This is a genomic window from Mangrovivirga halotolerans (assembly GCF_026241165.1).
GTDB classification, from domain to species: domain Bacteria; phylum Bacteroidota; class Bacteroidia; order Cytophagales; family Cyclobacteriaceae; genus Mangrovivirga; species Mangrovivirga halotolerans.
Window position 1 is genome coordinate 62,139 of sequence record NZ_JAPFQN010000006.1, and the last position, 15,595, is coordinate 77,733.

Annotated in this window: 14 protein-coding genes; 1 reads left to right on the plus strand and 13 read right to left on the minus strand. The window is 37.8% G+C overall.

Annotated features, from left to right (window positions below):
- Positions 1-30: 30 nt before the first annotated feature.
- Together OO013_RS11065 and rpoN are read right to left on the minus strand one after the other, a co-directional pair.
- Positions 31-759, minus strand: coding sequence for a hypothetical protein (locus OO013_RS11065; RefSeq protein ID WP_266056872.1), 729 nt, complete (start codon positions 757-759; stop codon positions 31-33).
- Positions 756-2,198, minus strand: coding sequence for an RNA polymerase factor sigma-54 (gene rpoN, locus OO013_RS11070; RefSeq protein WP_266056873.1), 1,443 nt, complete (start codon positions 2,196-2,198; stop codon positions 756-758). The genes OO013_RS11065 and rpoN overlap by 4 nt, the downstream gene beginning before the upstream one ends.
- A 245-nt stretch (positions 2,199-2,443) precedes the next feature.
- Here rpoN and asnS point away from each other — a divergent pair, with 245 nt between their 5' ends.
- Entirely contained in the window at positions 2,444-3,886 is a 1,443-nt protein-coding gene (gene asnS / locus OO013_RS11075) for an asparagine--tRNA ligase (protein ID WP_266056874.1), read from the plus strand.
- Between the two features lie 51 nt (positions 3,887-3,937).
- Here asnS and OO013_RS11080 read toward each other — a convergent pair whose 3' ends face one another.
- The 11 genes from OO013_RS11080 to OO013_RS11130 form a co-directional block, all read right to left on the minus strand.
- Complete coding sequence (locus OO013_RS11080) at positions 3,938-5,428, minus strand: NAD(P)H-hydrate dehydratase (protein WP_266056875.1); 1,491 nt, start codon at positions 5,426-5,428, stop codon at positions 3,938-3,940.
- A 47-nt stretch (positions 5,429-5,475) separates the two neighbouring features.
- Positions 5,476-7,416, minus strand: a complete 1,941-nt coding sequence (locus OO013_RS11085; protein ID WP_266056876.1) for an ATP-binding protein — start codon at positions 7,414-7,416, stop codon at positions 5,476-5,478.
- A 190-nt stretch (positions 7,417-7,606) separates the two neighbouring features.
- Positions 7,607-8,692 carry a 3-isopropylmalate dehydrogenase gene (gene leuB / locus OO013_RS11090; RefSeq protein WP_266056877.1) on the minus strand — a complete coding sequence of 362 codons (1,086 nt, stop codon included), beginning with the start codon at positions 8,690-8,692 and terminating at the stop codon, positions 7,607-7,609.
- A complete protein-coding gene (leuD, locus tag OO013_RS11095) occupies positions 8,689-9,285 on the minus strand; it encodes a 3-isopropylmalate dehydratase small subunit (protein ID WP_266056878.1) in 597 nt (198 codons plus the stop codon). Before leuD ends, leuB begins: the two co-directional genes overlap by 4 nt.
- A 14-nt stretch (positions 9,286-9,299) precedes the next feature.
- Entirely contained in the window at positions 9,300-10,691 is a 1,392-nt protein-coding gene (gene leuC, locus OO013_RS11100) for a 3-isopropylmalate dehydratase large subunit (protein WP_266056879.1), read from the minus strand.
- Positions 10,692-10,695: 4 nt separating this feature from the next.
- The gene (locus OO013_RS11105; RefSeq protein ID WP_266056880.1) at positions 10,696-11,865 is read right to left on the minus strand and encodes a 2-isopropylmalate synthase; all 1,170 of its coding nucleotides are present in this window, start codon (positions 11,863-11,865) and stop codon (positions 10,696-10,698) included.
- Positions 11,866-12,099: 234 nt separating this feature from the next.
- Entirely contained in the window at positions 12,100-13,320 is a 1,221-nt protein-coding gene (locus tag OO013_RS11110) for an NADH-quinone oxidoreductase subunit D (protein ID WP_266056881.1), read from the minus strand.
- The gene (locus OO013_RS11115) at positions 13,295-13,819 is read right to left on the minus strand and encodes an NADH-quinone oxidoreductase subunit C (protein WP_266056882.1); all 525 of its coding nucleotides are present in this window, start codon (positions 13,817-13,819) and stop codon (positions 13,295-13,297) included. Before OO013_RS11115 ends, OO013_RS11110 begins: the two co-directional genes overlap by 26 nt.
- The gene (locus tag OO013_RS11120) at positions 13,819-14,343 is read right to left on the minus strand and encodes an NADH-quinone oxidoreductase subunit B (protein ID WP_266056883.1); all 525 of its coding nucleotides are present in this window, start codon (positions 14,341-14,343) and stop codon (positions 13,819-13,821) included. Before OO013_RS11120 ends, OO013_RS11115 begins: the two co-directional genes overlap by 1 nt.
- Complete coding sequence (locus OO013_RS11125) at positions 14,327-14,830, minus strand: NADH-quinone oxidoreductase subunit A (RefSeq protein WP_266056884.1); 504 nt, start codon at positions 14,828-14,830, stop codon at positions 14,327-14,329. Before OO013_RS11125 ends, OO013_RS11120 begins: the two co-directional genes overlap by 17 nt.
- 50 nt (positions 14,831-14,880) lie before the next feature.
- Positions 14,881-15,513: an LON peptidase substrate-binding domain-containing protein gene (locus tag OO013_RS11130; protein WP_266056885.1), complete on the minus strand. Its 633-nt coding sequence runs from the start codon at positions 15,511-15,513 to the stop codon at positions 14,881-14,883.
- Positions 15,514-15,595: the final 82 nt, after the last annotated feature.

Consider the following 15,595-nt stretch of genomic DNA (forward strand, 5'->3'; position numbering starts at 1 on the left):
GAAACCGGATATCTATCCGGTTTTTTTATTTTAGTGTAATACCATTGCCGTCAAACCAACGCCATACCCAAGAACCAATCCTGCAATAATTTCTTTCAGATTGTGAGAACCCAGCGCAAGTCTTGCAGTGGAAACTATTCCACAAATCGCAACGATAACAGCTACATACCAAAAATAATTAGTTACCACAGGATAGTAAAGCCCGTATCCAAAAGCTATTCCCACAGATGCCGATAATGTAGTCGCATGTATTGAAATCTTAAAAAAAATCGTAATGACGGTGACGAGGATAACCAATAAGGTCATGGCAATAAAAATTGCATTTGTAACTGAATTAATACTAAACCTGAAAACAAATAAGTAACAAGACATGCAATAAATTACGCTGATCATCAAGAAAGGAAAAATTCTTTCATTTTTTAATGGCATTGTAAATGCTTTTCCTTTTTTATGCTTTCTAATAGAAACCAGTAAAGGCTTATTTTGAAGTAAAAATGAAACAACCGATTGATTTTTAATGATCCTGTAAAAAAATAACCTTGTAAGAAAAGCAACATAGGTCATTCTCAATAACAGCAGTAAAATCAAGGGAAATACTCCTGTCATCAAAAACACCACTCTTAAATAAACATAAAAGCTTTTTCCTGTAAGAGGAGTAACGATCATGGGGCTCATCAGGTAAAGGCTCCAAATCAATAGTCCTGGAACCAATAACGGATGAAATATCGTTGAAAAAATCAGTGCTAGTTTTTTATTCAAACAATCTCCTTTCTTAATCGGGCTACCGGAATATTCATTTGCTCCCTGTATTTTGCCACAGTCCTTCTGGCAATATTATAACCTTTGGATTTCAGTAGCTTTTCCAGTTTATCATCAGAAAGCGGTTTTCTCTTATCTTCCTTTTCAATTAGCTCTTTCAGATCATGCTTGACCTGCCTGCTTGAGACATCCTCTCCACTCTCAGTAGAAATACCCTCTGAAAAAAAGTATTTCAAAGGAAATATTCCAAACTCAGTCTGTACAGCTTTACTATTTGCTACTCTTGACACTGTGGAAATATCCATACCGATCTTATCAGCAATATCTTTTAGAATCATAGGCTTAAGCTTGGTTTCATCGCCTTCCTGAAAATAATCATATTGATACTGAAGGATCGCATTCATTGTAGACAACAATGTATTCTGTCTTTGCTTAATTGCATCGATGAACCATTTGGCAGAATCGAGTTTTTGCTTTACAAAAGTAACAGTTTCTTTAAGTTTCTTATCCTTTTTGTCACTCTTGTCGTAAGCATCGAGCATATCTGAATATGATCGGCTGATTCTAAGATCAGGTGCATTTTTACTGTTCAATGATAGCTCCAGGTTTCCATTGTTGTTAGTCACAATGAAGTCAGGCATTAAATATTGCGTCCTGGCAATTCCGGAAGAGGCTCCGCCCGGCTTAGGATTTAGTTTAGTAATCAGGTTTACAGCATCTTTAAAAAGATCTTCATCCTCAACATTGAGTTTTTTCAATATTTTGGAATAATGCTTTTTGGTAAATTCATCAAAACAGACAAGAATAATCTTTTTAGCTAGTTTAACTTCAGGTAAGTTCTCGTTTTTTCTTTCCAATTGAATAGTCAGACATTCCTGCAGGTCTCTTGCTGCAATTCCGGGAGGATCGAATTCCTGAATAATCTTTAATATTTCTTCAAGCTCTTCTACCGAGGTCTCAATATTCTGACTAAAAGCCAGGTCATTTCTTATGGCTTCAAGATCTCTTCTTATATATCCATCACTTTCAATGCTACCAATCAGTTGCAGGCCAATCTGATACTCTCTGTTTTCCAGATCAGTAAATCCCAACTGGCTGATCAATTGTTCCGACAATGATGATTGCCCGACTACTGGCATTGATTTATCTTCTTCATCAGGACTTCTACCATCGCCTTGCATTTTATAACCGGCAAAGTCGTCATCTCTTAAGTAATCATCTATATCAGGACCATCATCATAATCATCCTCGTAAGAATCTTCATTTAGAGGATCATCTGTATTTTCTTCCTTTCCCTCTTCCAGAGCAGGATTCACCTCAAGCTCTTCTTCTATTCTCGATTCAAGCTCGGCAGTAGGCACCTGCAACAGTTTGATAAACTGTATTTGCTGTGGTGATAACTTTTGTTGTAGCGCCTGCGATAAGCCTAACTTTTGCATATATTCCGTTTAAAAGTAAAATCTAATATACTAATAATGTGATAAATTAGCTTTTCATTGAAAATAAGCTGAATTTATACTTTTTTTGCGAAGTTTAAATTACTAAATCACCTCTATCTTCTGATAAATCTTACTTGAGGTGATTCAGAAAATTTAGCTAAAAATACGCATTTCATTTATAATTGTGTATCCTTTTTATAAAGAAGCCAAATAATTGGCATGCATAAAATCTAAAAAGAAAGATCGTGGATTATATTCGAATTAAGGAATTGCTGGACCAGCCCAAAACAGGAGAAACTGTTACCGTGAAAGGCTGGGTTAAAACCAGAAGAGGAAGTAAGCAGGTCAACTTTATTGCGCTTAATGATGGCTCAACTATTCACAACCTTCAGATAGTTGCAGAAACTGAAAAGTTCGGTGAAGAATTGATAAAAAAAATCACCACAGGAGCATGCCTTTCTGTAACTGGTGAGGTGGTAGAATCTAAAGGGTCAGGACAGGCTATCGAGATTCTGGGAGAAAATATAGATGTTCTAGGAGAATCAGACCCTGAAAAATTCCCTCTGCAGCCTAAAAAGCATTCATTGGAATTTTTACGAGAAAAGGCCCATTTAAGAGTTAGAACAACCACCTTTGGTGCAATTTACAGGATCAGGCATGCTATGATCTTTGCCGTTCATAAATTCTTTAATGACAGAGGCTTTTTTAATGTTCATACTCCTATCCTAACATCTTCTGATGCTGAAGGCGCAGGAGAAATGTTCAGAGTGACTACCCTTGACCCTAAAAATCCTCCATTAACAGAAGATGGAGAAGTGGATTGGAAAGAAGACTTTTTTGAGAAGCAAGCTAACCTCACAGTATCCGGACAACTGGAAGGAGAATTATCTGCACTTGCTCTTGGCAATATTTATACCTTTGGCCCGACATTTCGTGCAGAGAACTCTAATACAACCCGACACCTTGCTGAATTCTGGATGATTGAGCCTGAAATGGCTTTTCATGATCTTAAAGATAACGCAGAGTTAGCAGAAGATTTTCTGAAATACCTGGTAAACTACGCTCTTGAAAATTGTGAAGATGATCTTAACTTTCTTGCTAAAAGAGAGGAAGATGAAAATAAAAACAAGCCTGCAAATGAGCGTCCTGCTTTAAGTCTTCTCGAAAGGCTTAAGATGGTAAGAGATAATGATTTTGCCTTCTGCACGTATACTGAGGCGATTGACATACTTAAAAATTCTAAGCCTAATAAAAAGAAAAAATTCAACTACCCGGTAGATGAATGGGGCGTAGACATGCAATCAGAGCATGAAAAATATCTAGTGGAGAAGCATTTCAAAAAACCGGTTATTGTCACTGACTACCCTAAGGACATCAAGGCATTTTACATGAGGGTTAACGATGATAATAAAACCGTAGCTGCGATGGATATATTATTCCCCGGCATTGGTGAGATCGTAGGCGGGAGTCAGCGAGAAGAACGAATGGATATACTTACCAGCAGGATGAAAGATTTTAATATCGAGGAAGAGCACATGCAATGGTATCTCGACACAAGAAGATTTGGTTCATGTGTTCATAGTGGTTTCGGACTGGGTTTTGAAAGATTAATGTTATTTGTAACAGGAATGACAAACATCAGAGATGTAATTCCTTTCCCAAGGACTCCAGGAAACTGCGAATTTTAATAAAGCATAAACAAATTTGATAAAGCTAAGGAGGAATCTTCTTAGCTTTTTTTATCTCATTTCAACATGCCTGAATGCATCCGGAAGATAATCTATAATATCCGTTGCGGTCATTGAAATACACCCCAGGTCTTCGGCTGCTTCATCACCAGCCAGGCCATGAACAAACACTCCTACAATTGCTGCTCTTTTTGGAGTATATCCCTGACCTAATAAGGATGTTATGATTCCTGTTAGTGCATCACCACTTCCTCCGGTTGCCATCCCTGGATTTCCGGTCGAATTAAAGTAAACACTTCCTTCCGTATCGCAAACTGCTGTATATGCTCCTTTTAATACAATTATGACTTTATATTTTTTCGCATAATTTCTTGCCATCTCCAGCCGCTTAAATGAATCCTCTGCTTCACCGGCAAGCCTGCTGAATTCTTTAGGATGAGGAGTAAAGATAGTTCCTTCAGGAACATGTTTGAGGATATCCGGACGTGAAGAAATCATATTAAGCCCGTCAGCATCTATTACAGCCGGCACCTCAAGCTGTTTGATCCACTTTCTTAGTGCCATTTCAGTCTGATCTTCGGTTCCCAGCCCCGGACCAATACCCACAGCATCCATTCCTTTAAAATCTACTTCCTCAACATGATAATCTTGAAAAGTTGAAACAAGAGCCATAGCCTCAGGCACAGCAGTCTGAATTATATTTTCGCCTACCGCCGGCACATAACAAGTAAGTAATCCGGCTCCTGACCTAAGTGCTGCACGCGCTGCTATTACACATGCTCCCATCTTACCTGAAGATCCGCATATCAGCATTGTTCTGCCCATAACCCCTTTATGAGAAAACTTTGAAGGCTTTTTCAAAAAAGACCTGACATCTTCTAAAGTTACCATGTGAACTCGTGAATCAGTATGATCTATAAAACTTTGATCTAGTCCGATATCAACTACATGCCAGTCACCTACGAACTTTTCATTTTCAGCCATAAAAAATGCCAACTTGGGAAGCTGGAAGGAAACTGTATGTGTAGCCTCTACTACGTGTTCTCCGTCTACCGGACTGTCAGCATAAACACCTGAGGGAATATCTATTGAAACAACCTGACCCGGGAACTGATTAATCTCCTTTACAATTTTGGCATAACGTCCTTCTATTGGTCTGTCTAGCCCTGATCCAAATAATGCATCAATCAACACACCACCCTCAATAACTCCAAGGGAATCACTTACTACTTTTCGTTCTACCCCTTCAGGTAATCGTTGAAAATTTGCATTAAAATCATCACTCCCATCCTCTGATGCTACATAAACTTTTACCTCATATCCATTTTGATTTAAAATTCTTGCAACTGCAAGGCCATCTCCTCCATTGTTTCCTTTTCCCGAAACAACATGAACTTTACATTTTCCGGGAAATTCCCCTATAAACCATTTTGAAAAGGACGCTGAGGCTCTTTCCATCAGATCGATTGATTCAATTGGTTCGTTTTCTATAGTATGCTGATCAGCTTCTCGTATTTGAGAGGAGGACAATATTTTTATCATGTAGTAGCAGTTTTCAGAAAGTTAATCAAAAAGATCTATCTATAAAACTAGCTATTATGCTGAAACCGAAGAGTAAATTCAGAACCTAGTCCTTTTTCACTTTTCACTTCAATTCTACCATTCATTGCTTCTGCCTGAAGCTTCACCATATAAAGCCCCATTCCCTTCCCTTCAACATTAGTAGTAAAGCGCTGGTAAAGCCCAAAGATCTTTGATTTTACCACCTCCATATCCATACCAATCGCATTATCTATGATATTAACAATTAGTTCCCCGCCTTCTATTCCCACATTAATTTCTACACGAATTTTTCTATGACTATCTCTATACTTTAAAGAATTATTTATAAGATTTTGAATGATACTTTTGAAATATGCAGGGATAAGATTCCATTTGATTCCATTGGGAATATTTACAACAAGTTCACCTCCTATATCATTAAATTCTTTTTTGAAGGGTTCAATTAAATCTAAAATGAAATTTTTAATATTAATTTCTTCATAGGCTTTCCCGGCTCCTTTTCTGATGGATAATATTTGGTTAAGATCCTGAACTATCTGATCCAGGCTTTTTGCTTCACCTCTGATATGCCCTAATATTTTCTCCTGCTCACTTTTATCCTGACCATTGAGAATTTGAATAAGACCAATCATTCGTGCTATCGGAGAACGTAGATTATGCGCTGTAATAAAAGCATATTGTTCTAACTGATCATTTTGTGTTCGCAGCTCGTTGTTTGCCCCGGTAAGAGCCCTTGTTCTCTTTTGAACTTTCTCCTCTAATTCCCGGTTCTGTTGTTCTATCTTTTGGTTTTGATCAATTATCAGCTCCCTTGAATTGATTAACTGTTGATTAGTTACTCTTAATTCAGCTCTTATCTTTTGTGAACGGTATAGAATGAATGCGAGCACAACAGATAATCCCAGAAAAATCCAGGTATATATTGTTTGTCTTCTGGCAGCTGCGTCTTTAAGTTCAGCCAATTCTAATAATCTTTGATTTTCTTCAGCTTGATTAGCCAAATCAAACCCCATTTGCAAGGCCTGAATTTCCCTCTCACGTTTTGTTCTGCTGTTTACAGTCAGTAGCTCAACATATTTTTTGTAATACTCATCAGATCGGTCTCTTAATCCTTTACTTTCAAAAAAATCAGCAAGAAGTTTATAAATATCCTCTGTGTAATTATACAAGTTCATTTCTTCAGCTTCTCTTTCTATTGACCGAAGCAGAATAAATGCACTATCCATTCCTCCTGTATTCATATATGCTTTTGCAGCAGCAAGCTTTACATATACTCTTGCCAGGGTTTCTCCAGAGGTATCCACCCTTACCTTGTATTTTTGATATAGATCAAGAACCTCATTATTATATCCCAATTTAAGATTGGCGTTCATAAGGTAACTTGCAGAAAACAATTCCGTTTCCAGCCTTTCATATTCAATATTGATTTTATGGGCTTCCTGGATATAATGAAGGCCTTTTTCAATCTCACCTAAATTTATAAGGCAATCTCCAATATGTCCCAAAGCAAGAGATCTGCTGCTTTTCTTATCTGTCTCTATAAAATCCAGTGCTTTTTGATAATATTCAATTGCCTTTGTATAATAACCAAGACTCTTATAAACTAAACCAGCATTTGTATAGGCTATGTGCTTTGCAACTTGATCCTCAACGTCATCCAATAAGGCCAGACTCTGATGTGTCAGCAATACAGCATTCTTAAAATCTCCAGTTTCAGTGGCAGATATAGCCATGTAACCTTTGATGACTATTTTCTCTTCATTATCCCCTACCTCATCCAGATAATCGACCAATATCTGACCAAGTATAAAAGCACTATCAGGATCAGTATGAAGATAACCACTTGCAAGGGACTTATAAACAGGGTAATTAATTTCATTGATAACAAGAGTTGTATCACCCTGCGCCCTAATTGAATGTAGAGATGCAGTGATAAAAAGAATTATCAGAATTAGCTTATTATTCAAATTGGTTTTTTTAATCACTCCTCTTGTCATCTTATAAAAGATTAAAAATAAGTCTTTTATATGTTTATCTTCAACTTCAAGTAATATTTAACCATAATTGCTATTTTTTTTAATGATTTTTGATTTAAATAAAAAAACCGGAAAAGCATAAGCTAATCCGGCACAGTCAACTAAGAATTATAATTTATAACTAAACTTTTTCTTTCTTCAGGATTTTACCTTTGATATAATCGCCCACATCAGAAGTTGTATGAGGATTTGATTTAAACAGATCTTCAGTTCCAATTTTTTCATTGAGAGAATCTTTCACCGCTTGTCTAATGGAGTTAGCTGCGTCTACCATGTTAAACGAAGTTTCCAACATCATAGCAGCAGATAAAATCGTCGCTATCGGATTAGCAATGTTTTTACCTTTTGCTTGAGGATAAGACCCATGAACAGGCTCATACAGAGCAGTTGAATCTCCAACCGAGGCACTTGGCAATAAACCCAGAGACCCTCCAATTACAGAAGCTTCATCTGAAAGTATATCTCCAAACATATTTTCTGTTAAGAGCACATCAAACGACGATGGGTTGAGAATTAATTGCATTGCTGCATTATCAACAAACAAATAATCTAATTCGACATCTTTATATTCGCTTTTATGCAGATCTTTGACTTCATCTCTCCATAGTCTTGAGGTAGCCAAAACATTTGCTTTATCCACTAGTGTAACTTTATTCTTTCGTTTCTTTGCAGCTTCAAAAGCTTTTATTGCTATTCTTCTTATCTCCTGTCTTGAATATAAGCTTGCATCAAACGCTTCCTGATCATTTTCGCTTCGCCCACTTGGCTTGCCAAAATATATACCCCCTGTAAGTTCTCTGAAAATAACAAGGTCAGTATCTGATATCCGCTCATGCTTTAAAGGAGATGAATCCAATAATGCTTCATATGCGGTAACAGGTCGAATATTGGCATAAAGTCCAAGTGCTTTCCTCATTCTTAACAAACCCTGCTCAGGCCTTACCTTCGCATTTGGATCATTATCGTATTTTGGATCTCCTATTGCTCCAAACAAGATCGCATCTGAATTCAAACAAAGATTATGAGTTTCCTGTGGATAAGGATCCCCCTTTGCATCTATAGCTGCTGCCCCGACATACCCTTCATTAAATTGGAAATCGTGACCCCAAACCTGACCGACAGCTTTAAGTACTTTTACCGCCTCAGCACAAACTTCAGGTCCTATTCCATCACCTGCCAGAACGGCAATTTTTTTTATCTCACTCATGAAAATTTTACTCTTTGTTTTTCGAAGTCTATTATTTCATTTTTAAGGGTCAGAATATAGTCTATATCGTCGAACCCGTTTATCAGGCACTTCTTTTTATAGTCACTAATTTCAAAACTTTCTGATAACCCAATAGAATCAACGCTGACTTTTTGCTCTGGAAGATCTACCGTAATAATTGTACCCGGATCTTTTTCTAATTCTTTAAAAATTTTATTCAAAAATTGCTCACTAACCTGTACCGGTAAAAGACCATTATTTAAGGCATTACTTTTGAATATATCAGCGAAAAAAGAAGAAATCACAACCTTGAATCCATAATCGTAAAGGGCCCAGGCAGCGTGCTCACGACTTGATCCACTTCCAAAATTTTTACCTGCCACAAGTATTTCTCCCTGAAACTTATCATTGTTCAGGACGAAATCTTCCTTAGGAGAACCATCACTATTATATCTCCAATCCCGGAACAGATTATCTCCAAACCCTTCCCGGGATGTTGCTTTAAGAAATCTTGCAGGTATAATCTGGTCAGTATCTACATTATCTTCCGGTAAAGGAACAGCTGTCGATTTTATTATTGATATTTTTTGCATGTCAAATGGATTTTTTATTCAGCAACAGATATATATCCGTTAATTGCAGTGGCTGCAGCAGTCAAAGGACTAGCTAATAAGGTCCTTGCACCCGGACCCTGCCTTCCTTCAAAATTTCTATTGCTGGTTGAAACACAATACTCGCCTTCTGGTACTTTATCCTCATTCATTCCAAGGCATGCAGAACAACCAGGTTCTCTCAATTCGAACCCAGCTTCGGAAAAGATCTTATCTATGCCTTCTTCCTTCGCCTGAAGTTCTACCTGCTTTGAGCCAGGAATGAAAAGTGCAGTGATATTATCTGCCTTTTTCTTTCCTTTCACATAATTAGCTACCAATCTCAGATCTTCTATCCGGCTATTCGTGCAACTTCCTATAAATACATAATTCACAGGTTTACCGATTAATTTTTCACCTTGATGCAAGCCCATATAATTTAATGATTTAGCCAGGCTTTTTCTGGCATTTTCATCATTAAGATCGCTTTCTGCAGGAACTAATTCATTAAGTTTAATTCCCATTCCAGGATTTGTACCGTAGGTTATCATCGGTTCAATGTCGGCTGCATCAAAAACATATTCCGAGTCAAACTCAGCATCAGGATCACTTTTTAATTGTGACCAATCTGCTACTGCCTTTTCAAAATTCTCTCCTTTTGGAGCAAACTCTTTGCCTTGTATGTACTCAAATGTCGTTTCATCTGGAGCAATCATTCCTCCTCTGGCACCCATTTCAATACTCATGTTACAGATTGTCATTCTTGCTTCCATGCTTAGACTTTCGATAGCCGAACCTGCATACTCCACAAAATAACCTGTCCCTCCGGAAGAAGAAATTTTGCTGATGATATATAAAATTATATCTTTTGAAAGCACACCTTTCTTCAATTCACCATCAACTTTTATGCGCATGGTCTTTGGTTTTTTCTGCAACAAGCATTGTGTTGCAAATACTTGTTCAACCTCGGAAGTACCAATTCCAAACGCTATAGAACCAAAAGCACCGTGTGTACTTGTATGACTATCTCCACAAACAATTGTCATTCCAGGCTGAGTAATACCCAATTCTGGTCCAATAACATGAACTATACCCTGGTAGGGATGACCTAGACCGTAAAGCTCAATGCCATGGTTCTTACAATTCTCAGAAAGTTTTTCAACTTGCTTACGGCTTAAAGCTTCTCTGATTGGGAGATGTTGATCCTTTGTAGGCACGTTGTGATCAGCAGTTGCAACAGTATTTTCGGGCCTGAAAACTTTTAGACCCCGCTTTTCTATACCAGAAAAAGCCTGTGGACTCGTCACTTCATGAATCAGGTGTTTGTCAATGTATAAAAGATCTGTTGATGGGGATACCTTATGCACAACATGACGTTCCCATACCTTTTCAAAAAGGGTTTTTCCCATTAGTCTAATCTTGTTTATTTATAATTTTAGTTTCAGTCTTTGCAAGGATATGCAGATGCTCATCTTCTATTTGTTTATTCTGATCTGCCATATTCAAAAATTCTACATATAGAACTTCAAGTTCATCTTTTTCGAAAATATATCCCAGCTTTTCAAGTCTGTGTTTAAGTGCATGCCGTCCACTCCGAGCTGTTAAAACAATATTTGAATCGCCGGCGCCGACATCCTCCGGATCTATTATCTCATAATTTTCCTTGTTCTTCAAAAATCCATCCTGATGTATTCCGGAAGAATGAGCAAACGCATTTGCACCCACAATCGCTTTGTTTGGTTGAACCGGCATGTTCATTAATCTTGAAACCATATTACTCATTGGAGTAATCATTTTTGGATTTACATTAGTTTCAAAATCGAGGTGGGGATGACTTTTTAGTATCATTACTATCTCTTCTAAAGATGTATTACCTGCTCGTTCCCCTATTCCGTTCATTGTAACCTCTACCTGGCGGGCACCATTTTGGATTCCGGAAACCGTATTTGCTGTAGCTAACCCCAGATCATTATGGCAATGAACTGATATAATTGCTTTATGAATATTGGAAACATTCTCAAATAGAAATTTGATCTTCTGTCCGAAGACATCAGGCAGGTTATACCCGGTTGTATCAGGTATATTAACTACAGTTGCTCCTGCAGCTATTGCAGCCTCTACCATTTGCGCTAAATACTGGAGGTTTGCTCTTCCGGCATCCTCACAATAGAATTCAACGTCCTCAACAAATTTCTTGGCATATTTTACCGCTGAAACCCCTTGTTCCAGGACTTTCTCCCTGGTTGATTTGAATTTATGCTGAATATGAATATCTGAAGCTCCGATACCGGTATGTATTCTGGGACGCTTAGCAAATTTTAAAGCCTGAGCTGCAAGGTTAATATCCATTACTTTTGCCCTGGTTAGAGCACAAATCACCGGATCAGTTACTGCCCTGGAAATTTCTACCACTGAATTAAAATCGCCGGGACTACTAACCGGAAATCCGGCTTCAATTACATCAACACCCAACTTTTCAAGCCCCTTTGCTACTTCCACCTTTTCGGCTGTATTTAACTGACAGCCCGGGACTTGCTCACCATCCCGTAAGGTTGTGTCAAAAATTTGAATTTTTTCACTCATTTTTTTCCGATTTGCCCATTAAAAACCCTAAAAAATATCTTCTCACCATTGAGTAAGGAATGATTAGGTAACCACAAATAATACAATTCAAATATGGTATCCAAGAAGAATTAAAAAATTAAATAATAGGCGGCAATCAGAAAATAATATTGCTAAAAAACTAAAATATAGATGATATTTTAAAAATATTTCACTTACAAGCGTTAGCTAGTGAGACTAACAAGCGTAAGCTAACTACCTGTCAACTTCCCCTAGTACAAAATCTAGAGATCCAACTATAGCGATGAGGTCTGCTATGTAAGCTCCTCTGGAAATTTCGGATAAAACTGAAAGATTTGAATAACAACAGGAACGGACTTTGCACCGGAAAGGCACATCACTTTTGCCATCAGCCCTGAAATAAAACCCTAACTCTCCCTTCGGATTTTCAGCCCTCATGTAAAGGTCCTGTGCTTTTGGTCGAATCTTTTTAGGCACCATAGCCCAGGCATCAAAATCTCTGGTTCTTCGATGGTCCTTTTTAAGTTTATCAAGGCATTGTGTAATAATCTCAATTGATTGTTTACACTCTGCAAGTCTTACCCACATTCTGTCCCAGCAATCTCCCTGGGTCCCCATTGCTCCTTCTCCAATCGGAACCTCAAAATCAATTTCAGGATAGACAGAATATCCATCAACTTTCCTCAGATCATGCTTTAAACCTGAAGCTCTAAGCATTGGCCCGGTAACTCCAAAATTTATTGCGGTATCTATAGACATCACCCCGACTTTGGCTGTTCGGCCAACGAATATCTTATTGTTAATTATCAGTTTTTCAAGCTCTTCAAGTTTTGGTTTCAGATATCCTATAAGTTCAAAGCATCTCTCTTCAAAACCGACAGGAAGGTCGTAATACAAACCTCCTACCCACTGGTAATTGTACAATAAACGTGCGCCACTGATCCATTCAAACATTCGAAGGATTATCTCCCGGTCACGCATTAACCAGAAAAAGGCAGTCATTGCACCGATATCCATACCATATGTTCCCATTGCAATAAAATGAGAAGCAAGACGATTGAGTTCAGCTGTTAATACCCGGATATATTCTATCCGCTTTGGAAGCTGCCCTTCGAGTCCCAATAGTTTTTCAACACCCATAACATATGCGTGCTCATTATTCATGGCAGCAACATAATCCAATCGATCAACATAGGGAATGATCTGGTTATAAGGAAGGGCTTCAGCATGTTTCTCAAAACATCGGTGAAGGAAACCCAGATGAGGGACTACATCTTTGACAATTTCACCATCAGTTAGGACTTCAAGCCTTAATACTCCATGAGTACTCGGGTGGTGAGGCCCAATATTAATAATCATCTCCTCCCTTTTGAGGTCTTCCTCTTTATATTTTCCCGGAGAGGACCGTCTCAGGTTGTCAGGATGAAACTTATACTGCAGGGTTTTCTCTGTCATCGTAAGGTACTTTTACTCCATGATATTTATCCATATCCTCATAATCTTTTCGAAGAGGATGTCCTTCCCAATCCTCTGGCATCAAAATTCTTCGCAAGTCCGGATGATTATCAAACTTCAACCCGAACAAATCAAAAACTTCTCTTTCATGCCAATCAGCAGTTTGCCATATATTTGTTACCGAAGGAACTGTCGGATAATTATCCTTATTAAGATCTCGGGATACTTCAACTTTTAACATTAACTGATGTCCATAGGGAATAGAGTATAAGTTATAAACAACCTCCATTGTACCTTCTTCTGGTCCATTATCAATTCCTGTAAGACAGGAGAGTGAATCAAAATAAAGATTGCTATTGATGTTACATTCCCTGCAAACATCAAAGATTTTGTCCTTATTAACTTTGATACCTTGTGGAGTTGAATTTTCAATTTTCTCTAAAATGACCTCGTCTCCAAACGTATTTAGCAACAAAAGATATATTTGCTGAAATTCCATTAGACTGTTTTTTCTTTTTTCAAAAGCTTCAATATTTTTTTAGGAGCTAACATCTTTTCAGTTCTGATCTTTTCCTGGAGTTTAATGAAGCCCCCGATCAATGCTTCAGGTCGTGGAGGACATCCCGGTACGTATACATCCACAGGAATTACCCGGTCGACACCTTTTACCACATGATAACCATGTTTCCAGTAAGGCCCACCGCAATTGGCACATGAACCCATTGATATAACATACCTGGGTTCTGGCATTTGTTCATACAGACGTCTGACACGGTCAGCCATTTTAAAAGTAACTGTTCCGGCAACTATCATAACATCTGACTGTCGAGGTGATGCTCTGGGCACTATACCCAATCTATCCAGATCATAAGGAGTTGCTCCTGCAGACATAAATTCGATTGCACAGCAAGCAAGACCAAAACTCATCGGCCACATGCTAGATAACCTGGCCCAATTGATCAGATCGTCAAGTTTGGCAATAATTACCCCACCCTGTCCGAATGCATCACTTTTTTCTGCCATATTCCTTTTCAGTCATTTTTTTATTGAAGTCCTCATACAACTTTCCCGGTACAGGGGATTTAAATAAATAAACAGACTGCCTTGGTTTTTCCCAGGCAATAAATCCTTTTCTCCAGGCATAAGCAAGCCCAAGTACCAGTATAAATATGAATATCATCATTTCAAACCATACAAGCCAACCCCAAACACCATTGGTTTCAGCAATCAGCTGCTTATCACCAAAAACAGTAGCCCACGGAAAAAGGAAAATTAGCTCAACTTCAAATAATAAAAACATAAGAGCCACAAGGTAAAATCTCAGATTAAATTGTCCCCAGGCATTGCCCACGGGATCTTCCCCACTTTCATAAGAAGTATTTTTCTCTTTATTAGGTTTATCATTTCGAAGCAATCGACTGGTAACTATTCCTCCAATAGTAAAGATTGCTCCTCCTACCAGAAATAGCAGCAGTATTGAAAGGTCTGACAGATTAACGTTCGTAGCCATATCTAAATTAAGAGCTAATTTTAAAGCAATATAGTTAAAACAATAATACCTTAAAACCTGGGAGGTTTTAGGTGTTTAAAATGGCCATTCATTTTTATTATTCCACGTGCCCTTTCATACTCTCGAATCACTGGTAAAGTATGCTCTAAATGATCTACAATAAACTTTTTCCTTTCACTTTCCCTAGTAAATTTTAAAAGCTCATATTCCTGACTGATCGAAAGGCCAATTTTATGAGCAAGATCGTAGCTATTAATCTGTTCCAGAGCGGGATCGATAGGTTTTAAATTAAGTAATTCAAAAAGTTCATTTATAAGGGAATAATATTTGTCTTTGGTTATGGGGTCAGTAGAATCAAATTTATTTTCAATATATGACACATGGCCACCCGCATATAATTTACCGGGCCAGGGATTTTTATAATCTTCCACTTTAAAGATCCTTTCACCCCTGGTTTTAATATCCATCCGGCCATCCTCATAAGTTTTTGTAAGCTCTTCAATTTTCACCTCAATACCATATTCAATTACTCCCGTTACATAGCCCGGAATTCCGAAAGATGTATTTTCTTTCAGGCAATCATTAACCAGTTGCTTATATCTGGATTCAAAAACATGCAAGTTTACAGGTTCTCCGGGATAAGCAACCAGCTTAAGAGGAAATAAAGGCAAAAATTCATTCATATATCTTTAAACTTACTCCTCTTAACTTTGTTCAACAAAAAAAGCACTACCTGATCGGCAGTGCTTTTTTAAAATTTATATT